Below are 19,942 nucleotides of genomic sequence, written 5' to 3'. Positions count from 1 at the left end.
GCACCCACCTAAAACAGGCTTAGCGCCGAACCAACAACACGCCGCTTTCCATATGATGCGTGTACGGAAACTGGTCGAACAACGCACAGCGTTCGATGCGGTGTGTGTCATGCAACTGCGCGATGTTCGCCGCCAGGGTTTCCGGGTTGCAGGAGATGTACAGGATGTTGTCGAAGCGCCGGGTCAGCTCGCAGGTATCCGGGTCCATGCCTGCGCGTGGTGGGTCGACGAAGACGCTGCCGAACTGATAACTCTTCAGGTCGATGCCTTCCAGGCGCCGGAACGGGCGCACTTCATTCAGCGCTTCGGTCAGCTCTTCGGCAGACAGGCGTACCAGACGCACGTTTCCCACCGCGTTGTCGTCAAGGTTATGCAGTGCCGCGTTGACTGAGGTTTTGCTGATCTCGGTGGCCAGCACCTTACGTACGCGGGTCGCCAGCGGCAGGGTGAAATTGCCGTTGCCGCAGTACAGCTCAAGCAGATCGTCCTGGCGCTCACCCAGGGCTTCATAAGCCCAGTTGAGCATTTTCTGGTTCACCGCACCGTTCGGTTGAGTGAAGGCACCCTCGGGCTGGCGATAGCGGAAGTTGCGCCCGGCAATCTGCAGTTCTTCAACGGCATAGTCGCGACCGATCACAACTCGCTTGCCCTTGGAGCGGCCGATGATGCTCACACCCAAGTCGCTCGCCAACTGTTGCGCAGCGGCTTCCCAGTGCTCGTCCAGCGGGCGGTGATAGCACAGGGTGATCATCGCATCGCCAGCCAAGGTGGTCAGAAACTCGACCTGGAACAGCTTGAAGCTCAGCGCTGAGCTGGCTTGCCAGGCGGCCTTGAGCTGCGGCATCAGTTGATTGATGCGCAGGCTTGCGATGGGGAAGTCTTCGATCAGGATCGGCGTGTGTTTCTCGCCCGGGGCGAACATTGCGTAGAAGCGCTGTTCGTTTTCACGCCACAGACGGAACTCGGCGCGCAGGCGGTAGTGCTCGCGTGGCGAATCGAACACCGCAGGCTCGGGGGCGTCGAAGGGTGCCAACAGCTCACGCAGGCGCGCGGCCTTGGCGTCGAGCTGTTGGGTGTAGGCCGAAGGGTCTAAGACAGCACTCATGCGTTGAACCAGCCTAGCTTGATGACGAACAGGATCGACAGAATCACCAGCGCCGGGTTGAGGTCACGGTGACGGCCGGAGAGCAGCTTGATCGCGGTCCAGGAAATGAAGCCGAAGGCGATGCCGTTAGCGATCGAGTAGGTCAGCGGCATCGCCAGGGCAGTGATCACCACCGGTGCAGCCTCGGTGACGTCGTCCCAGTTTATTTCAGCCAGGCCCGAAGCCATCAACACGGCGACGAACAGCAGCGCTGGCGCGGTGGCAAAGGCCGGGACGCTTCCGGCCAGCGGCGCGAAGAACAGCGCCAGCAGGAACAGGATGGCAACCACGATAGCGGTCAGGCCAGTGCGACCACCCGCACTCACGCCAGCAGCTGACTCGATGTAGCTGGTGGTGGTCGAGGTGCCCAGCAGGGAACCGGCCATAGCAGCGGTACTGTCGGCGATCAGAGCGCGGCCCATTTTCGGCATGTGACCGTCTTTGCGCATCAGACCAGCACGCTTGGCCACGCCGATCAGGGTGCCGGAGTTGTCGAACAGGTCAACGAACAGGAAGGCAAAGATCACACTGATCAGGCCGACATCCAGGGCCCCCTTGATGTCCAGTTGCAGGAAGGTCGGGGCCAGCGACGGTGGCATCGAGACGACGCCGGCGAACGGGGTGAAGCCCAGGCCGATCGAGGCCACGGTCACTGCGAGGATGCCGATCAGCACCGCGCCACGGACCTTCAACGCTTCCAGGGCCACGATCAGGAAGAAGCCCAGGGTGGCGAGGATCGGTGCGGGTTGCTTGAGGTCGCCCAGGCCCACCAGAGTCGCCTGGTTATCCACAACGATACCGGCATTGTGCAGGGCGATCAGTGCCAGGAACAGGCCGATACCGGCGGCAATAGCCGAACGCAGTGGCAGCGGAATGCTGTTGACGATCCATTCCCGGATACGAAAGATCGACAGCAGGAAGAACAACACGGCCGAAATGAATACCGCGCCCAGAGCCACTTGCCAGGTGTGGCCCATGTGCAGGACCACGGTGTAGGTGAAGAAGGCGTTCAGGCCCATGCCAGGTGCCAGGGCAATCGGGTAGTTGGCGATCAGGCCCATGGTCGTCGAGCCGATGGCCGCTGCCAGGCAGGTGGCGACGAACAGCGCGCCCTTGTCCATGCCGGTTTCGCCGAGAATGCTCGGGTTGACGAACAGGATATAGGCCATGGCCAGGAAGGTGGTCACGCCCGCGAGTATTTCGGTGCGGACATTGGTGTCGTGTGCTTTTAGTTGAAACAGCCTTTCCAGCATGCCTGCTCCCCGTGGCGCGCCCCGGCGCCGTGAATGTATCGACCCCCTCAGCAAAGCACAGACCGTACCAGACGGCTTGTGGAATTTGATTGGGTCGGAAAAAAGCCGCGCATCATACCAGCATGCTCGGCGAGCGGTAATTAATGTCGCGATACACTGCAGATATCGACAGATTCCGCGTCGATGCCTTCATTGACCCTGATACGAGAAAAAACAGTGCAGTTGACGGACTACCGCGACCTGAGCCAGGCGCAGCGCGACCAACTGATAGACATCGAGGTGCACCCCGAGCAACGGCGGTTTGCCGGGGATATATCCAGTGCGTTGTACATCCTGCTGAGTACCGACGGTGATGACATGCGCGGTGTGGTGGTATTGGTGGATGGTGTACCAAAGGCGTTCCTGCTGCTTCAGCGCGGGGTGTTTCTACCGGCTTGGGCTGAGGTTGATGCGGCCATCTTGAGTGCTTTACAGGTGGATCGACGCCATCAAGGGCAAGGGCTGGGAAGATTTTTTATGACGGCTTTGCCGCGCCTGGTAAGCCGCGTGTGGCCGGATGTAGGCCGTCTTCAATTGTCGGTGGATGTGGATAACCAGGCGGCCCTCGGGTTGTACCAAGGCACAGGCTGGATCGTCAGTGGCGAAGGTTTCCGCGCCCGCAAAGGCTTCGAGCGCCAGATGACCCTACCGCTGTGAGCGACTACGCTCTAAAGCATATCCCGGCGGAGAGCAGTTCATGACCCATAGAGCCCTGATCGTAGTCGCCGAAGGCGTGGATGCCCTGCAGAGCGCAACCCTGATCGACGTGCTGCGCCGCGCTGAAATAGAGGTGGTCGTTGCCAGTATCGAAGGCCGCCGTATGCTGACCTGTGCGCGCGGCATGCGTTTGACCGCCGACGGCATGTTGGTCGACATCCTGGCCCAATCATTCGAGCTTATTGCGCTGCCGGGTGGTGAACAAGGTGCCCAGCACATGGCTGCCCATCAGCCGTTGGCGCAACGGGTAGCTGAGCAGGCCAAGAGCGGCGGTTTCTTTGCCGCCATTGCCGAGTCTCCGGCGCTGGCGTTGCAGCCCTTTGGTGTATTGCGCCAGCGGCGCATGACCTGTCATCCGGATGTCAGCCAGCAGCTGTCTGGATGCAGTTTTGTTGATCAGCCGGTGGTGGTGGATGGCAATTGCATCACCGCGCAAAGCTCGGCAGCGGCGCTGGAGTTTGCCTTGATGCTGGTAGAGCAGGTGGCGGGTAGGGCGGTGCGTAACCGGGTGGCAGCGCAGTTACGTGCGTGACAGCGAAGGGTCAGTCCCGCAGCCGACTGTGCATATGATCGCGCCCCGCCAAGCTCGGAAACAGCTTGATCCACACGCCGGTCACCACTAGCGTTCCCACTCCGCCCAGCACCACCGCCGGTACCGTCCCAAACCAATGTGCGGTTACCCCCGATTCGAATTCACCAAGCTGGTTGGACGCGCCGATGAACAACCCATTCACGGCGCTGACCCGGCCGCGCATCTCATCCGGTGTTTCCAACTGCACGAAAGCGCCGCGAATCACCATGCTGATCATGTCGGCTGCCCCGAGCACCGCTAGCACCGCCAATGAGAACCAGAACGAGGTCGACAGACCAAAGGCGATAGTTGCCACGCCAAAGATCGCCACCGCCGTGAACATCACCCGCCCCACCTTGCGCTCCACCGGGAAGCGCGCCAGCCACACCGACATCAACAACGCCCCCACTGCAGGCGCCGAGCGCAACAATCCCAGGCCCCAGGGGCCGGTAAGCAGGATGTCTTTGGCGAACACCGGCAAGAGTGCCGTGGCGCCCCCGAGCAGGACCGCGAACAGGTCCAGGGAAATGGCGCCGAGGATGTCCGGGCGGCTGCGGATAAAGCGGATTCCGGCCAGCAGCGACTCCAGACTCGCCCGTCCTTGTTGTGGGCTCTGGGGGCGTACGCTGAGGCTCAGGGTCAACAGGCAGGCGATCAGGTAGAGCAGAACGGTCGGTCCGTAGACCCAGATACTACCGAACGCATAAAGAAATCCTCCCACCGCCGGCGCGACAATGGTTGCCGCTTGCATAGCCGAGGCAGAGGCCGCTACTGCGCGGGGGAACAGCGTGGCGGGCACCACGTTAGGCAGCAGCGCCTGGGTCGCTGGCATTTCGAAGGAGCGAGTGCTTCCCAACAGAAAGGCGAGGATGAAGATCAGTTCGCGGCTGACATTGCTGGTGCTGCTGGTGATGACCAGGGCCAGGGCGACCAGGGCTTGAGCACTCTGGCACAGGGCGGCGACGCGACGTCGATCATAGCGGTCGGCGACGTGCCCGGTGTGCAGCATGAACAGCACCCGAGGCGCAAATTCGACCAGGCCGACCAGGCCAAGATCGAGGACGTTGCCGGTCAATTGATACAAGTGCCAGCCGATGGCCACGGTGAGCATCTGGAAGCCGCTGGCGGTGCAGACACGTGCCAACCAGAACGCGAGGAAAGGGCGGTGGTGGCGCAACAGCAACGGCGGTTGGTCTGACATCGGCGAAACAGAGCCTCGGCGAGGAAAGCGACGCTGCAGGTTATCATCAGTTTGTAACTGCAGGTTACAAGGCCCTCGATCATCGTCGTGCAGTGCACCGTTTTGGGGCGCATAAAACAGTCCACAACTGATCTGCGGCAATGAACCACACACCTGCGCAAGCCTTTCAGGACTATCCTTTCAGGCAGCCGTTGATCTGGATCAATAGTTTCATTTGCAACGGTGGGCCAGACGGCCGAATTCCCTGCGTTGTGAAATTTTTAGAACAATTCCAACTAGCCACACTCAACTACCGTGGGGGCAGTTGGCGCCAAGGCCCATCGCCTGACGCCGGAATACCTGACAGAGGAAGCACTATGTTCGGATTAGAGGCTCTAGATCTCGCCCGAATTCAGTTCGCGTTTACCGTGTCCTTTCACATCCTTTTCCCGGCTATCACCATTGGCCTGGCGAGTTACCTGGCGGTGCTCGAAGGCTTGTGGCTAAAAACCAACAACAGTGTTTACCGTGACCTTTACCATTTCTGGTCGAAGATCTTTGCCGTCAACTTCGGCATGGGGGTGGTGTCCGGTTTGGTCATGGCCTACCAGTTCGGTACCAACTGGAGCAAGTTTTCCGACTTTGCCGGCTCCATCACCGGGCCGCTACTGACCTATGAAGTACTCACCGCCTTCTTCCTCGAGGCGGGCTTTCTCGGCGTCATGCTTTTTGGCTGGAACCGTGTCGGTCGTGGCCTGCACTTCTTCGCCACGGTCATGGTGGCCATCGGCACGATCATTTCGACCTTCTGGATTCTGGCTTCCAACAGTTGGATGCAGACGCCGCAGGGCTACGAGATCGTCAACGGTGTGGTGATCCCGGTGGACTGGTTCGCGGTGATCTTCAACCCGTCGTTCCCGTACCGACTCGCACACATGGCCACTGCCGCATTTGTGGCCACCGCGTTTTTCGTCGGCGCCTCGGCCGCCTGGCACCTGCTGCGTGGTCGGGATAACCCGGCAATTCGCAAGATGCTCTCGATGGCGATGTGGATGGCCCTGATCGTCGCGCCAATCCAGGCGGTGATTGGTGACTTCCATGGCTTGAACACACTCAAGCACCAGCCGGTGAAAATTGCCGCGATCGAAGGCCACTGGGAAAACGTGCCGGGTGAGCCGACTCCGCTGATTCTCTTCGGCATTCCCGACATGGAAGCCGAGACTACCCGCTTCAAAGTGGAAATCCCGGCACTGGGGAGTCTGATCCTGACCCACAGCCTGGACAAGCAAGTCCCGGCGATGAAAGAGTTCCCGAAAGAAGACCGGCCAAACTCCACCGTGGTGTTCTGGTCGTTCCGGGTCATGGTCGGCCTGGGGATGTTGATGATCTTGGTTGGTCTGTGGAGCCTGTGGTTGCGTAAGGGCGACAAGCTCTACAGTTCGCGGCCGTTCCTGTACCTGACCTTGTGGATGGGGCCGTCCGGCCTGATCGCGATTCTTGCAGGTTGGTTCACCACTGAAATCGGTCGCCAGCCTTGGGTGGTCTACGGCCTTATGCGTACTGCCGACGGGGTTTCGAATCACAGCTACACCCAGCTGGGCGTGACGCTAGTGATGTTCGTGGTGGTCTACTTCGCCCTGTTCGGTGCGGGCCTGGGCTACATGATGCGCCTGGTACGCAAAGGACCGAAAATCGGTGAAGGTGATGAAACCAACCCCGGTGGTCCTGGCCAGAAACGCACGCCAGCGCGGCCGCTGTCGGCGGCCGATGATGATCATGACGATGGCGAGCACGCCAGCCTGAACAAGGGGAACTGAATCATGGGTATTGATCTTCCACTGATCTGGGCCGTGATCATCATTTTCGGGATCATGATGTATGTGGTCATGGATGGCTTCGACCTGGGGATTGGCATTCTCTTTCCCTTCGTCAAGGCCGAGCAGGATCGCGATGTGATGATGAACACCGTCGCTCCCGTTTGGGACGGTAATGAAACCTGGCTGGTACTGGGCGGGGCGGCACTGTTCGGCGCCTTCCCGCTGGCCTACGCCGTGGTGCTGTCTGCGCTGTACCTGCCATTGATGCTTATGCTCGTCGGGTTGATCTTCCGCGGCGTGGCCTTTGAGTTTCGGTTCAAGGCCACGGCCGCCAAGCGTCATCTCTGGGACAAGGCTTTCATCGGCGGGTCACTGGCCGCCACCTTCTTTCAGGGCGTGGCTTTGGGGGCTTTTATCGAAGGCTTCAAGGTGGTCGACCGCAGCTATGCCGGTGGCTCCCTGGACTGGCTGACGCCGTTCAGCCTGTTCTGCGGCCTCGGCTTGATCGTTGCCTACGCCTTGCTTGGCTGCACCTGGCTGATCATGAAAACCGAAGGCAAGTTGCAACTGCAAATGCACGACTTGGCCCGTCCTTTGGCGCTGGTGTTGCTGGCGGTTACCGGCATCGTCAGCATCTGGACGCCGCTGGCGCATCCCGACATCGCCACACGCTGGTTCAGCCTGCCGAACCTGTTCTGGTTCCTGCCGGTGCCGATCCTGGTGCTGGTGACCCTCTATGGATTGCTACGGGCTGTCGCACGCAACGCACATTACACGCCGTTCCTGTTGACGCTGGTGCTGATTTTTCTCGGCTATAGCGGCTTGGGTATCAGTCTGTGGCCGAACATCATCCCGCCTTCAATTTCGATCTGGGATGCGGCTGCACCTCCACAGAGCCAGGGCTTCATGCTGGTGGGGACGCTGTTCATCATCCCGTTCATTCTTGGTTACACCTTCTGGAGTTACTACGTGTTCCGCGGCAAGGTGACCCATGAAGATGGCTACCACTAGGAGGCCTGGACATGACTGGCAAACCAACTTTTGATGAAGAGAAAAAGCCGCTGTGGAAACGGCTGGGCTGGCTGGTGGTGATCTGGGCCGGCAGCGTGGTGGCCTTGGGAATTGTTGCCTGGCTGATGCGCATGTTTATGGCTGCGGCCGGCCTGAGCACCCACTAAAAAGTATTTCCCATCCCGCCTTGCGCGGATTTACAGCCCTTCGCAACTTCGGTTGCGAAGGGTTTTTTTTGCCCAGCAATATTACTTGCGCGCCTTGAGCACGACGAACTTCGGCGTCGCGGCCACCTGCTCAACGCCACGGAACAAGCGCGCCAGCTTGCTGTGGTAACCCAGATGGCGATTACCGACGATGTACAGCGCCCCTCCCACCACCAACGCTTCACGGGCTTGCTGGAACATGCGCCAGGCGAGGAAATCGCCGACCACCTGCTGCTGATGGAAGGGCGGATTGCATAGCACGATGTCCAGGGACTGCGCGGGCTGGGCTGCCAGTCCATCGTCGGCGCGAATGCTGACCTGACGATCACCCAGCGCCGCTTGCCAGTTCTCCAGGGCCGACTGGGTAGCCATATAGGATTCATCGACCAGGGTGTAATGGGCTTGGGGATTGCTCAAAGCACTAATGATGGCCAATACGCCGTTGCCGCAACCGAGATCGGCTACTCGCGCTGAACCCAGGTTATTGGGCAGGTGTGGCAGGAATGCCCGGGTGCCGATGTCCAGGCCTTCGCGGCAGAATACGTTGGCATGGTTGAGCAGTTCCAGGCGCGGAGTGTCCAGTTGGTAGCGGCTTGGGTAAGGCGAACTGACAGCCGGCTTGGGCTCGAAGGTTGCGACCAGTAGCCGAGCTTTTTTCTTCGCAAGCGACGCCTGTACCGGGCCAATGTATTTTTCCAGCAAGTCACCTGCGGCACGTGGCAGGTGCTTGATCATTGCCCCGGCGACCACCTGGGCACCAGGTGCCAGATGAGCCTGTAAGCGGATCAGTTGTTCTTCGAGCAGGGCCAGGGTCTTGGGTACGCGCACCAGCACCTGATCGAATGGGCCCTGCCAGTGGGTGTTGGCTGGAATGAATGGCACGGCGTCGAACGCCAGACCATTGCGTACCAGGTTTTTCTCCAGTGCCAGGCGGGCCAAGTGCGAATCGCCACTGCTGCAGACTTGTAGATGTCGACTCAGGCTGATGGCCAGCGCACCAAAGCTATCGTTGAGCACCATCACCCGTGTGCTGGCACTGGGTGCTTGGTCAGCCAGGTGCTCGAGCAGGTACTCGTCGGCAGCATCGAAGGCTTGCAAGGGGTCATTGGCTTGCTCGGGCTGGCGAAGCAGTGCGAGTTCGGCGAAGGGGCTGGTCAACAAAGGCATGGACTAAGGCTCTGGGGCATGATCACGCGGCGCAATTGGCGGCGCTTTACAGGAACATGATTCTACAGGGCTTTGCCGGCCAAGGGGTTACCCCAACAGGCCGCTCATGGCGGCAGCGGCAATGGCGCCGGCCTTATTGCTGGCGTTCATTTTGCTGATGATGCTGCGGATATGAAAATTTACTGTGCTTTGCGACAGGGTAAGAATGCAGGCAATGTCGGCCGCAGTTTTGCCTGCAGCGGACCATTTCAGCACTTCGGTTTCGCGGCGGGAGAGGGGGGGCGCAGGGGAGGGTTTGATCGATTGGCGTTCAAGCAACAGCGTGTGAAGCAGGTGGCACAGCCAGATGATTTGCCCGGCGCTGTTGTAGAACTCAGGGGTATCCACGGGGGTATGGCTGCGCATCACGCTCAAGATGCTTTCGTTTTTCTGTAGGTCGTGTGCCGATTGGCTCCAGCCATATCGTAACCCATGCAGTTGGGCATGCTCCCAGAGCTGTGGCGTCTCTCGGAAGACCTCAGCCTGCCAGAGAATGGGCTCTGCCGAAGTATGACAATGGCTGATGATCGGGTCGATGGTGGCGTAGTTGCAGTTCTGGTAGCGCTCGTTCCAAGCCGTGGGATAGGTATTGAAGGTCCTGAAAGTTGCCTTTTGTGGCGTGAGGTGACTACTTATGGCGAATGAAAAGTACTCCATCCCTAGTTGTTCGACCAAGGATGCCGCCAAGCGGAACATCCGTTGATCATTGGTTTCATTCATCAGTTGTTGCAGCTGCTCTTCCTTCCAATGGGGCATGACAATAATCTCCCTGAGGTGGATCCGAAATCGCAGTGTAGGAAATATCCTAGAGATGCGCTGGGTCATTTCGTTACAAACGAACGAATTTTTCGACCGGTAGGTTCTTTGAAATCACTACAATCCAGCGGTGTTTATCCGCAGCCGTTTGCGCGACACTGGGCGTATCTGTTTGATGGAGTAAGTCATGACTGCCAGCGCTGAAAAGTTCACCCGTCAGACGTTGCTTGACGTCCAGCCGCTGACCCCCAGCCTGTTCAGCCTGCGTACCACGCGTGATCCGGGCTTGCGTTTTCGTTCCGGTCAGTTCGCCCGTTTGGGCGTGACCAAAGCCGATGGCAGTGTGGTCTGGCGCGCCTATTCGATGGTTTCGGCGCCCCATGACGAGCACCTGGATTTCTTCTCTATTGTGGTGCCGGGTGGCGAGTTCACCAGTGAACTGAGTCGCTTGAGCGAGGGCGACAGCTTGCTGATCGATCGGCAGGCCTTCGGTTTCCTGACCCTGGATCGTTTTGTCGATGGCCGCGATCTGTGGTTGCTGGCCACCGGAACTGGCATTGCTCCTTTCGTATCGATCCTGCAGGACTTCGAAGCCTGGGAGCGTTTCGATTCGATCAAGCTGGTGTATTCGGTGCGAGAGGCGAAAGAACTGGCCTACCTGGACCTGATCGCCGGCCTTGAGCAGCGCGATTACCTGGCGGAACACGCGGGCAAGCTGCAGTTCATTCCGGTGGTTACTCGGGAGCAGCAGCCGGGTGCCCTCACTGAACGCATCACCACCCTGATCGAGAATGGTGAGCTGGAGCGGGCTGCCGGGTTGGCGCTGACGCCGGAGCATTCGCGGGTGATGCTGTGCGGTAACCCACAAATGATTGATGACACGCGTCAGGTGCTCAAACAGCGCGGCTTGAATTTGAGCCTGAGCCGCCGGCCTGGGCAGGTGGCGGTGGAAAACTACTGGTAACCCAGCAGTGAAAGAAACGGCGCCTTGAGGCGCCGTTTGTGTTTTGGACTTCAGGGTTGCCGACTTTGCGATTTGAGCAAGTCGCGGATCTCGGTGAGCAGCTCTTCTTCCTTGGTCGGTACTGGCGGCAGGGTTGGTGCTTCTGCCTCTTCACGTTTCAGTCGATTGATCGCTTTGACACCCATGAAGATCGCGAAGGCGACAATGACGAAATCAAGAATGGTCTGAATGAACTTGCCGTAAGCCAGCACCACTGCCGGAATATCCCCTTCGGCAGCTTTAAGGGTGACCACCAGATCACTGAAGTCGACGCCGCCGATCAGCATACCGATCGGTGGCATGATCACATCACCTACAAAGGATGTAACGATTTTGCCAAAGGCCGCGCCGATGATGATACCGACGGCCATGTCGACCACATTCCCTTTGACCGCGAAGGCCTTGAATTCATTGAGCACGCCCATGGTTTATTCCTTGTAACAGATGAGGTTGGTAAACGCAGTGTAAATCAGCTACGCGCTTCATGCTCCGCGCTGCGGCTACAGACTGTGGTTATATCGAATAGTTTTGTCGTTTTCTGTGGCAGTCCGGGTCACACAGGTCGGCTATCATGGTCCCTTTTTCTCGAGGACTGTCTCCCATGGCCAAGGCCAAGCGCATGTACGGCTGCACCGAGTGCGGCGCGACCTTTCCGAAATGGGCCGGGCAGTGCGGCGAGTGCGGCGCCTGGAACACCTTGGTTGAGACCGTGCTGGAAAGTGGCGCGGCTGCAGCGCCCAGTGGCCGTACTGGCTGGGCCGGGCAGCAGACACAGATCAAGACCCTGGCCGAAGTCAGCGTTGAAGAGATTCCGCGCTTCACCACCGCCAGTGCTGAGCTGGACAGGGTGTTGGGCGGTGGTCTGGTCGACGGTTCGGTGGTATTGATCGGCGGCGACCCAGGCATCGGCAAATCGACCATTCTGTTGCAGACCCTATGTGCCATCGCCACGCGCATGCCAGCGTTGTATGTCACGGGCGAAGAATCCCAGCAGCAGGTGGCGATGCGCGCCCGGCGCCTGGGCCTGCCACAGGATCAGTTGCGGGTGATGACCGAGACCTGCATCGAGGCGATCATCGCTACGGCGCGAGTGGAGAAACCCAAGGTCATGGTGATCGACTCGATCCAGACCATCTTCACCGAGCAGTTGCAGTCAGCCCCCGGCGGAGTGTCCCAGGTCCGCGAAAGTGCGGCCCTGCTGGTGCGTTATGCCAAGCAGAGCGGCACGGCGATCTTCCTAGTCGGTCATGTCACCAAAGAAGGCGCACTGGCGGGGCCACGGGTGCTTGAGCACATGGTCGATACTGTCTTGTATTTCGAGGGCGAGTCAGATGGCCGCCTGCGTTTGTTGCGAGCGGTGAAGAACCGCTTTGGTGCGGTCAACGAATTGGGCGTGTTCGGCATGACCGATCGCGGCTTGAAAGAGGTTTCCAACCCTTCGGCAATCTTTCTGACCCGCGCCCAGGAAGAAGTCCCCGGCAGCGTGGTCATGGCCACTTGGGAGGGCACTCGGCCGATGCTGGTGGAAGTTCAGGCCTTGGTCGACGACAGCCATTTGTCCAATCCACGTCGGGTCACCTTGGGCCTGGACCAGAACCGCCTGGCGATGCTCCTGGCAGTGCTGCACCGCCATGGCGGGATTCCCACCCATGACCAGGATGTGTTCCTCAACGTGGTCGGCGGGGTCAAGGTACTGGAGACTGCATCCGATCTGGCGCTGATGGCGGCGATCATGTCCAGCCTGCGCAACCGTCCGCTGGACAATGGCTTGCTGGTGTTCGGCGAGGTTGGCCTATCGGGAGAAGTACGACCGGTGCCCAGTGGCCAGGAGCGTTTGAAAGAGGCGGCCAAGCATGGTTTCAAGCGTGCCATCGTTCCCAAGGGCAATGCACCCAAAGAAGCGCCGGCCGGCCTTCAGGTCATTGCTGTTACACGTCTGGAGCAGGCGCTGGACGCCTTGTTCGAATAGTTGCCACGGCCGACAAACAAAAAGGGCCGGTGATGCGCACCGGCCCAGCTTCAATTGCCGTGGGGTCGATCAATGTTCTGAAACGGTCTCTCGCCGCAGAGGCGGTTCGCCGTGCTCACCTTCGCCCATTACAGGCACTTCCTTGCCCTCGGCATTGAACAGCTTGCCATCCTCGAAGTAATCACCGTCACGCAGTGCGGAGATATCCGAGTAATGGATGGTGCGTTCGTAAGCGGCGGCGAACACTGACTGCTGGTCGGAGTTGCCGGCGGTGAAGTGGTTGAACACCAGGTTCAGGACAATGGCCATGATCGCTGCCGAGCTGATGCCTGAGTGGAAGATGGTCTCGAACCAGTTGGGGAACTGCGCGTAGAAGTTCGGTGCAGCAATCGGGATCATGCCAAAGCCCAGGGAGGCGGCGACGATGATCAGGTTGACGTTGTTCTTGTAGCTGACCTTGGACAGGGTACGGATACCGCTGGCGGCAACTGTACCGAACAGGACGATACCAGCGCCACCAAGGACGGAGGTCGGCACCGCAGCAATCACCCGGCCCATGATCGGCAGCAGACCGAGCACTACCAGGATCACTCCGCCAGTGGCGACTACATAGCGGCTTTTCACCCCGGTCACGGCGACCAGGCCGACGTTCTGGGCGAAGGCACTCTGGGTGAAGGAACCGAAGATTGGCGCCAGGATGCTCGAGGCCATGTCAGCACGCAGGCCATTGCCCAGGCGTTTGGAGTCAACCTTGGTATCGATGATTTCACCGACAGCGAGGATATCCGCCGAGGTTTCCACCAGGGTCACCATGATCACGATGCACATCGACAGGATCGCGGCGATGTGGAAGGTTGGCATACCGAAGTGGAACGGCGTCGGGAAAGCCACCATCGGGCCTTCGAGTACCTTGCTGAAGTCAGCCATGCCCAGCGACCAGGCGATCAGAGTACCGATGACCATGGCCAGCAGGATCGACAGGCGCGAGATGGTCGCGCTGCCCAGTTTGCTCAGTACCAGTACGATGACGAAGGTCAGCGCCGCCAGGCCGATGTTGGCCATGCTGCCGAAGTCCGGTGCCTTGCTGTTGCCGCCCATTACCCAGCGTGCAGCGACGGGCATCAGGGTCAGGCCGATCGTGGTGATGACGATCCCGGTCACCAGCGGCGGGAAGTACTTGGTGATTCGTGAAAACACCGGCGTGATCAGAAAGCCAAGGAAGGACGCCGCCATGACCGCGCCCAGAACACCCGGCAAACCGCCACCGCCTTCACTGCTCAAGATTGCGCCCATGGTCGCCACACCGGCAAAAGAGACCCCTTGCACCAACGGCAGTTGGCAACCGAAGAAGGGCAGACCGAGGGTTTGCAACAGGGTTGCCAGACCACCGGCAAACAGTGATGCAGCGATCAGCAGGCCGATTTCCGCTGGTGTCAGCCCAGCTGCCTGACCGAGGATCAGCGGGACGGCGACAATACCGCCATACATGGTCAAAACGTGTTGCAGGCCGTACGCCAGGTTGGCACCTAGGCCCAGATTCTCGTCTTCGGGACGTGGGGCTGAAGACGTGCTAGGGGAGGACGTATTCATGGGGCGGGGTCTCTGTTTTATTGTTGTGGCGCTACTGTAGACAAGTCCTACCTATCAATGCCAGAACAATTGTATACAATTTTTAGATTGGCGTAGGAACAGTCTGACAGCCAGATTGGCTTTGATACTGCATGCAGTTATCGTTCCAACGCCCGCGCGCAGGCCTCGCAAGGCTGCGTGAGAGTTAGCGGGAAGGGTAAGAAAGCTGGCCGAATGGACAGAAACGCGATGGGCAGGAAAGTAGATAGCAGGCTAAAAGATTTTAAACTTCGATCAATTCTCGCAGTTCGCGCATCATTTCGGTGCTGTCGGCCAAGTTCAACTCCACCAGACGGTGCAAATGGGTCATTGAATCAATATCAATGTGCAGGCAGGCAAAACCCAGCTGATGGCCTTCCTCATGACGTAGCTCGACCTGCATCTGCAACTTGGCCTGCTCGCTCAGGTGGACAATGGCCTCAAAATCCTGGGTCAGGTCGGGGTCCCAGGGTTCCGGGCACTTAACCAGCAGGCCCTTCAAGGACAGATCAAGCAGCTCGACCGGCCAGCTCCGTTCCCCTTGGCGCAGTTCGGTGAGGGCATCAAAGGCAACACGCTGGAAACGTCGACGTTCTGGGTGGTCGCTCATGTTCAGGCACTCCGGGGTTCTTCCTGACTATAGCTCAGCACTTGCCAATGCCCGCGCAAGGGCGCATAACGAGTTTTGTTCAGCCCCCGTTGAAGGCTCTAGACCAACGTGGGGGGTGGTCTTTCCTGTCAGGATCGCTAGACTCGAAAGGCTGTCTTTTATCCACTAGCTGGAAGCAAACCATGAACAACAATAATAGCCTGCTACGCCACATTCCGTGGCTGGCGCTGGCAGTCATAGGAGCCTGTGCGCTGGGTGTGGTCGCCCTGCGCCGTGGCGAGGCCATCAACGCCTTGTGGATCGTCGTCGCTTCGGTGGCCATCTACCTGGTCGCCTACCGCTACTACAGCCTGTTTATTGCCACCAAGGTGATGCAGCTGGACCCGCGTCGGGCCACCCCGGCGGTGCTTAACAATGATGGTCTGGACTATGTTCCGACCAACAAACACATTCTTTTTGGTCACCACTTTGCTGCTATTGCCGGCGCCGGCCCGTTGGTCGGTCCGGTACTGGCGGCGCAGATGGGCTACCTGCCTGGCACACTCTGGCTGATTGCCGGCGTGGTGCTGGCCGGTGCGGTGCAGGATTTCATGGTCCTGTTCCTGTCCACTCGCCGCAATGGTCGCTCGCTGGGTGACATGGTCCGTGAGGAAATGGGCCGAATTCCGGGCACCATCGCCCTGTTCGGCTGCTTCCTGATCATGATCATCATCCTTGCGGTGCTGGCGCTGATCGTGGTCAAGGCCCTGGCCGAGAGCCCATGGGGCATGTTCACGGTGATGGCGACCATCCCGATCGCGATGTTCATGGGTATCTACATGCGCTACATCCGCCCGGGCCGCATCGGTGAGATCTCGCTGATGGGCGTGGTGCTGCTGTTGCTGTCGATCTGGCTGGGGGGCCAGGTTGCCGCTGATCCGGTCTGGGGCCCGGCATTCACCTTCACCGGTGTGCAGATCACCTGGATGCTGGTCGGCTACGGCTTTGTTGCTGCAGTCCTGCCGGTCTGGCTGGTACTGGCGCCGCGTGACTACCTGTCGACCTTCCTCAAGATCGGCACCATCGTTGGCCTGGCCATCGGTATCCTGATCATCGCTCCTGAGCTGAAAATGCCGGCGTTGACCCAGTTCACCGACGGTACCGGTCCGGTCTGGAAGGGTACCCTGTTCCCGTTCCTGTTCATCACCATCGCCTGTGGCGCGGTGTCGGGCTTCCATGCGCTGATCTCCTCGGGCACCACACCCAAGTTGCTGGATAACGAAACCAACGCCCGTTACATCGGTTACGGCGGCATGCTGATGGAATCGTTCGTGGCGATCATGGCCATGGTTGCCGCCTCGGTGATCGAGCCAGGCGTGTACTTCGCCATGAACAGCCCGGCGGCAGTGGTCGGCTCCGACGTCGTCACCGTCGCACAGACGGTCAGCAGTTGGGGCTTTGCGATTACCCCGGATGCCCTGGAAGCGGTGGCCAAAGACATTGGTGAGCACACCATCCTCGCCCGTGCCGGTGGCGCACCGACTCTGGCGGTGGGTATCGCGCAGATCCTTCACCAGGTACTGCCGGGTGAAAACACCATGGCCTTCTGGTACCACTTCGCGATTCTGTTTGAGGCGCTGTTCATCCTCACCGCAGTGGACGCCGGTACCCGTGCCGGGCGCTTTATGCTTCAAGACTTGTTGGGCAGCTTCGTACCTGCCCTCAAACGCACCGAGTCGTGGGGTGCCAACCTGCTCGCTACCGCCGGTTGCGTGGCCCTGTGGGGTTACCTGCTGTATCAAGGTGTGATTGATCCGCTGGGTGGCATCAACACCTTGTGGCCGCTGTTCGGCATCTCCAACCAGATGCTCGCCGGTATTGCGCTGATGCTTGGCACCGTGGTGCTGATCAAGATGAAGCGCCAGCGCTACATGTGGGTCACTCTGCTGCCAGCAGTATGGCTGCTGATCTGCACCACTACTGCAGGTTTCATCAAACTGTTCGATCCGAACCCGGCAGTCGGTTTCCTGGCCTTGGCTAACAAGTACAGCACGGCGCTTGACGCTGGGCAGGTACTGGCTCCGGCCAAAGACATCGGCCAGATGCAGCACGTGATCTTCAACGCTTATACCAACGCTGGTCTGACCATCCTGTTCCTGTTCGTGGTCTTCAGTATTCTGTTTTTTGCCCTCAAGGTCGGTATTGGCGCCCTGAACAAAAAAGAGCGAACTGACAAAGAGTCCCCGTTCCAGGCATTGCCGGATGCGTAACCGAAGAGGAATGCAGTGATGTTCAACGATCTCGGTCGACTGGGTAAGTACCTGGGGCAGGCAGCCCGCCTGATGGTCGGTATGCCCGACTACGACAATTACGTCGAGCATATGCAGACCAAACACCCGGACAAGCCAGTAATGACCTACGAGGCGTTCTTTCGCGAACGCCAAGAGGCGCGTTACGGTGGCAAGGGTGGGCCCAAGTGCTGTTGAACGACAGTAACTGACGGCAGTTGAACCTGTGGGAGCCCGGCTTGCCGTGCTCCCACAGTCATTTTCAGTTGAGGAGATTTTTCGTTTGCACGCGCCCATTCCGGTAACAGTACTCAGCGGTTTTCTGGGAGCCGGCAAGACCACCTTGCTGCGCCATCTGCTCAAGGCCGAACATGGCTTGAAGATCGCCGTAATCGAAAACGAATTCAGTGATGCCGGCATTGATAGCCAATTGTTGGGCGACGAGCCGGTGCAGGTCATGACCCTGGCGAACGGCTGCGTCTGTTGCAGCATTCATGGTGACCTGACCCGCGCCCTGTTCCTGCTACTTGAGCGCCTGGACGCTGACGAAATCGCTTTCGACCGCCTGGTAATCGAGTGCACCGGCCTTGCCGATCCGGCGCCGGTGGCGCAGACCTTCTTCATTGATGAAGAGCTGCGGGAGCGCTACATCCTTGACGGCATCATCACCCTGGTCGATGCGGCGCATGCCGAACAACACCTGGCCCAAGCCATTGCACAGGCTCAGGTCGGTTTTGCCGATCGTCTGCTGGTGAGCAAAACCGACCTGGTCGATGGCGATAGTTTCCAGGCGCTGAGCGAGCGGTTGGGGAGAATCAACCGTCGGGCGCCGATTCGGGTAGTGGATCACGGCAAGATCGATTTGGCGGAGCTGTTGGATGTGCGTGGTTTCAACCTCAATGCTGACGTGGGTGGCGGCTTGAGTTTGCGACCGGTCGTAGCGTCGACAACCCCCGATCGCATTTCCAGCCTGGTGCTGCGTACTGATACGCCGTTGGATATCGATCGGCTCAGTGACTTTATGAACCAACTGCTCGAAGACCATGGCAAGCAACTGCTGCGTTACAAGGGAGTGTTGAATATTGTTGGCGAGGATAGACGTCTGGTGTTCCAGGGGGTGTTGAAGCTCTATGGTTTCGACTGGGACACAGAGTGGGCCGACGCTGAGGCGAGGGAGAGCGTGATGGTGTTTATTGCCGATGACTTGCCGGAAGCGAAGATTCGTGAAGGATTCGAGGCGTTGTGTCGATCTTGAGGGCTTGATTGCTGGCACAAAAAAGCCCGGCACAAGGCCGGGCTTTTCCACATCTAGCAGCTGCGATTACTTACCGTAAACCGGCAGCTTGGCGCAGATGGCCTTGACCTTCTCGCGAACGGCGTCGATCACCGCTTCGTTGTTCAGGTCAGCCAGGATGTCGCAGATCCAGCCAGCCAGTTCTTTACACTCTGCTTCTTTGAAGCCACGAGTGGTCACAGCCGGGGTGCCGAAGCGCAGGCCGGAAGTGACGAACGGGGAGCGTGGGTCGTTTGGCACCGAGTTCTTGTTGACGGTGATGAAGGCCTTGCCCAGAGCGGCGTCGGCGTCTTTACCGGAGATTTCCTGCTTGATCAGCGAGAGCAGGAACAGGTGGTTTTCAGTGCCACCGGAAACCACGTCGAAGCCGCGTTCGATGAACACGCCAGCCATGGCCTGGGCGTTTTTCACCACTTGCTGCTGGTAAGTCTTGAACTCAGGCTGCAGGGCTTCCTTGAAGCAGATCGCCTTGGCGGCAATGACGTGCTCCAGCGGGCCGCCTTGGGCGCCTGGGAATACGGCGGAGTTCAGCTTCTTTTCGATCTCGGCGTTGGCACGCGCGAGGATCAGACCGCCACGTGGACCGCGCAGGGTCTTGTGGGTAGTGGTGGTAACGACGTCGGCGAACGGTACTGGGTTCGGGTACACGCCTGCAGCGACCAGACCGGCAACGTGGGCCATGTCGACGAACAGGTAGGCACCGACCTTGTCAGCGATTTCACGGAAGCGTGGGAAGTCCAGGATCTGCGAGTAAGCGGAGAAACCGGCAACGATCATCTTCGGCTTGTGCTCGACAGCCAGACGCTCGACTTCGTCGTAGTCGATCAGGCCGTTGGCGTCGATGCCGTACTGGACAGCGTTGTACAGTTTGCCCGAGGAGCTGACGTTGGCACCGTGGGTCAGGTGACCACCGTGGGCCAGGCTCATGCCCAGGATGGTGTCACCGCCCGACAGCAGGGCCAGGTAAACGGCAGCGTTGGCTTGCGAGCCAGCGTGCGGCTGAACGTTGGCGTAATCAGCGCCGAACAGCTCCTTGGCGCGGTCGATGGCCAGTTGCTCGACCACGTCGACGTATTCGCAGCCACCGTAGTAGCGCTTGCCTGGGTAACCTTCGGCGTATTTATTGGTCAGAACCGAGCCTTGGGCTTCCATGACAGCCGGGCTGGTGTAGTTTTCCGACGCAATCAGCTCGATGTGCTCTTCCTGGCGCTGGGCTTCTTGCTCCATGGCGGCAAAGAGATCGGCGTCGTACTTGGCAATGGTCAAATCACGGCTGAACATGGCGGTCCTC

19 protein-coding genes are annotated in these 19,942 nt (G+C 59.3%); 10 read left to right on the top strand and 9 right to left on the bottom strand.

Annotated features, from left to right (window positions below; translation table 11 throughout):
- Positions 1 to 19: 19 nt before the first annotated feature.
- Together trmA and ACQRAX_RS14155 are read right to left on the bottom strand one after the other, a co-directional pair.
- Positions 20 to 1,105: a tRNA (uridine(54)-C5)-methyltransferase TrmA gene (trmA, locus tag ACQRAX_RS14160; RefSeq protein WP_412038479.1), complete on the bottom strand. Its 1,086-nt coding sequence runs from the start codon at positions 1,103 to 1,105 to the stop codon at positions 20 to 22.
- Positions 1,102 to 2,397 (bottom strand): NCS2 family permease, encoded by a 1,296-nt coding sequence (locus ACQRAX_RS14155; protein ID WP_412038480.1) that lies wholly within the window; start codon positions 2,395 to 2,397, stop codon positions 1,102 to 1,104. The genes trmA and ACQRAX_RS14155 overlap by 4 nt, the downstream gene beginning before the upstream one ends.
- A gap of 216 nt (positions 2,398 to 2,613) precedes the next feature.
- Here ACQRAX_RS14155 and ACQRAX_RS14150 point away from each other — a divergent pair, with 216 nt between their 5' ends.
- Both ACQRAX_RS14150 and ACQRAX_RS14145 read left to right on the top strand, forming a co-directional pair.
- Positions 2,614 to 3,093 carry a GNAT family N-acetyltransferase gene (locus tag ACQRAX_RS14150; RefSeq protein ID WP_412038481.1) on the top strand — a complete coding sequence of 160 codons (480 nt, stop codon included), beginning with the start codon at positions 2,614 to 2,616 and terminating at the stop codon, positions 3,091 to 3,093.
- Positions 3,094 to 3,133: 40 nt separating this feature from the next.
- Positions 3,134 to 3,685 (top strand): DJ-1 family glyoxalase III, encoded by a 552-nt coding sequence (locus ACQRAX_RS14145; RefSeq protein ID WP_412038482.1) that lies wholly within the window; start codon positions 3,134 to 3,136, stop codon positions 3,683 to 3,685.
- 10 nt (positions 3,686 to 3,695) lie between these two features.
- Here the strand turns inward: ACQRAX_RS14145 and ACQRAX_RS14140 are convergent, their stop codons facing one another.
- Positions 3,696 to 4,925 (bottom strand): MFS transporter, encoded by a 1,230-nt coding sequence (locus ACQRAX_RS14140; protein ID WP_412038483.1) that lies wholly within the window; start codon positions 4,923 to 4,925, stop codon positions 3,696 to 3,698.
- 356 nt (positions 4,926 to 5,281) lie between these two features.
- Between ACQRAX_RS14140 and ACQRAX_RS14135 the strand changes: the two genes are divergently transcribed.
- Genes ACQRAX_RS14135 through ACQRAX_RS14125 form a run of 3 tightly spaced genes read left to right on the top strand, consistent with a single transcriptional unit; the run spans position 5,282 to position 7,899 of the window.
- Entirely contained in the window at positions 5,282 to 6,721 is a 1,440-nt protein-coding gene (locus ACQRAX_RS14135; RefSeq protein WP_412038484.1) for a cytochrome ubiquinol oxidase subunit I, read from the top strand.
- 3 nt (positions 6,722 to 6,724) lie between these two features.
- Positions 6,725 to 7,732, top strand: coding sequence for a cytochrome d ubiquinol oxidase subunit II (cydB, locus tag ACQRAX_RS14130; RefSeq protein WP_412038485.1), 1,008 nt, complete (start codon positions 6,725 to 6,727; stop codon positions 7,730 to 7,732).
- Positions 7,733 to 7,743: 11 nt separating this feature from the next.
- Positions 7,744 to 7,899: a DUF2474 domain-containing protein gene (locus ACQRAX_RS14125; RefSeq protein ID WP_045187930.1), complete on the top strand. Its 156-nt coding sequence runs from the start codon at positions 7,744 to 7,746 to the stop codon at positions 7,897 to 7,899.
- A gap of 81 nt (positions 7,900 to 7,980) precedes the next feature.
- On the opposite strand, the gene ACQRAX_RS14120 is transcribed toward ACQRAX_RS14125, so the two are convergent.
- Both ACQRAX_RS14120 and ACQRAX_RS14115 read right to left on the bottom strand, forming a co-directional pair.
- A complete protein-coding gene (locus ACQRAX_RS14120) occupies positions 7,981 to 9,105 on the bottom strand; it encodes a methyltransferase (protein WP_412038486.1) in 1,125 nt (374 codons plus the stop codon).
- Between the two features lie 87 nt (positions 9,106 to 9,192).
- Positions 9,193 to 9,969, bottom strand: coding sequence for an autoinducer binding domain-containing protein (locus tag ACQRAX_RS14115; protein ID WP_412038487.1), 777 nt, complete (start codon positions 9,967 to 9,969; stop codon positions 9,193 to 9,195).
- Positions 9,970 to 10,087: 118 nt separating this feature from the next.
- On the opposite strand from ACQRAX_RS14115, the gene ACQRAX_RS14110 reads away from it, so the two are divergent.
- Complete coding sequence (locus ACQRAX_RS14110) at positions 10,088 to 10,864, top strand: ferredoxin--NADP reductase (RefSeq protein WP_412038488.1); 777 nt, start codon at positions 10,088 to 10,090, stop codon at positions 10,862 to 10,864.
- Between the two features lie 50 nt (positions 10,865 to 10,914).
- Here the strand turns inward: ACQRAX_RS14110 and mscL are convergent, their stop codons facing one another.
- On the bottom strand, positions 10,915 to 11,328 hold the full coding sequence (mscL, locus tag ACQRAX_RS14105) for a large-conductance mechanosensitive channel protein MscL (protein WP_412038489.1): 414 nt from the start codon (positions 11,326 to 11,328) through the stop codon (positions 10,915 to 10,917).
- Positions 11,329 to 11,504: 176 nt separating this feature from the next.
- Between mscL and radA the strand changes: the two genes are divergently transcribed.
- Positions 11,505 to 12,872 carry a DNA repair protein RadA gene (radA, locus tag ACQRAX_RS14100; protein ID WP_412038490.1) on the top strand — a complete coding sequence of 456 codons (1,368 nt, stop codon included), beginning with the start codon at positions 11,505 to 11,507 and terminating at the stop codon, positions 12,870 to 12,872.
- A 69-nt stretch (positions 12,873 to 12,941) separates the two neighbouring features.
- Here the strand turns inward: radA and ACQRAX_RS14095 are convergent, their stop codons facing one another.
- Together ACQRAX_RS14095 and ACQRAX_RS14090 are read right to left on the bottom strand one after the other, a co-directional pair.
- Positions 12,942 to 14,462, bottom strand: coding sequence for a nucleobase:cation symporter-2 family protein (locus ACQRAX_RS14095; protein ID WP_412038491.1), 1,521 nt, complete (start codon positions 14,460 to 14,462; stop codon positions 12,942 to 12,944).
- 262 nt (positions 14,463 to 14,724) lie between these two features.
- Positions 14,725 to 15,090, bottom strand: a complete 366-nt coding sequence (locus tag ACQRAX_RS14090) for a PilZ domain-containing protein (RefSeq protein ID WP_412038492.1) — start codon at positions 15,088 to 15,090, stop codon at positions 14,725 to 14,727.
- Between the two features lie 182 nt (positions 15,091 to 15,272).
- Between ACQRAX_RS14090 and ACQRAX_RS14085 the strand changes: the two genes are divergently transcribed.
- From ACQRAX_RS14085 to yjiA, 3 genes are all read left to right on the top strand, one after another.
- A complete protein-coding gene (locus tag ACQRAX_RS14085; protein ID WP_412038493.1) occupies positions 15,273 to 17,339 on the top strand; it encodes a carbon starvation CstA family protein in 2,067 nt (688 codons plus the stop codon).
- Positions 17,340 to 17,357: 18 nt separating this feature from the next.
- Positions 17,358 to 17,555 carry a YbdD/YjiX family protein gene (locus ACQRAX_RS14080; RefSeq protein WP_130263046.1) on the top strand — a complete coding sequence of 66 codons (198 nt, stop codon included), beginning with the start codon at positions 17,358 to 17,360 and terminating at the stop codon, positions 17,553 to 17,555.
- 85 nt (positions 17,556 to 17,640) lie between these two features.
- Positions 17,641 to 18,612: a GTPase gene (gene yjiA, locus ACQRAX_RS14075; protein WP_412038494.1), complete on the top strand. Its 972-nt coding sequence runs from the start codon at positions 17,641 to 17,643 to the stop codon at positions 18,610 to 18,612.
- Between the two features lie 66 nt (positions 18,613 to 18,678).
- Here the strand turns inward: yjiA and glyA are convergent, their stop codons facing one another.
- The gene (glyA, locus tag ACQRAX_RS14070) at positions 18,679 to 19,932 is read right to left on the bottom strand and encodes a serine hydroxymethyltransferase (RefSeq protein WP_412038495.1); all 1,254 of its coding nucleotides are present in this window, start codon (positions 19,930 to 19,932) and stop codon (positions 18,679 to 18,681) included.
- Positions 19,933 to 19,942: the final 10 nt, after the last annotated feature.

The sequence above is a fragment of the Pseudomonas sp. UM16 genome (assembly GCF_050312595.1).
Lineage (GTDB): Bacteria > Pseudomonadota > Gammaproteobacteria > Pseudomonadales > Pseudomonadaceae > Aquipseudomonas.
The sequence above is the reverse complement of the archived record's forward strand: the minus strand, read 5'-3'. Positions and strand labels throughout refer to the sequence as shown.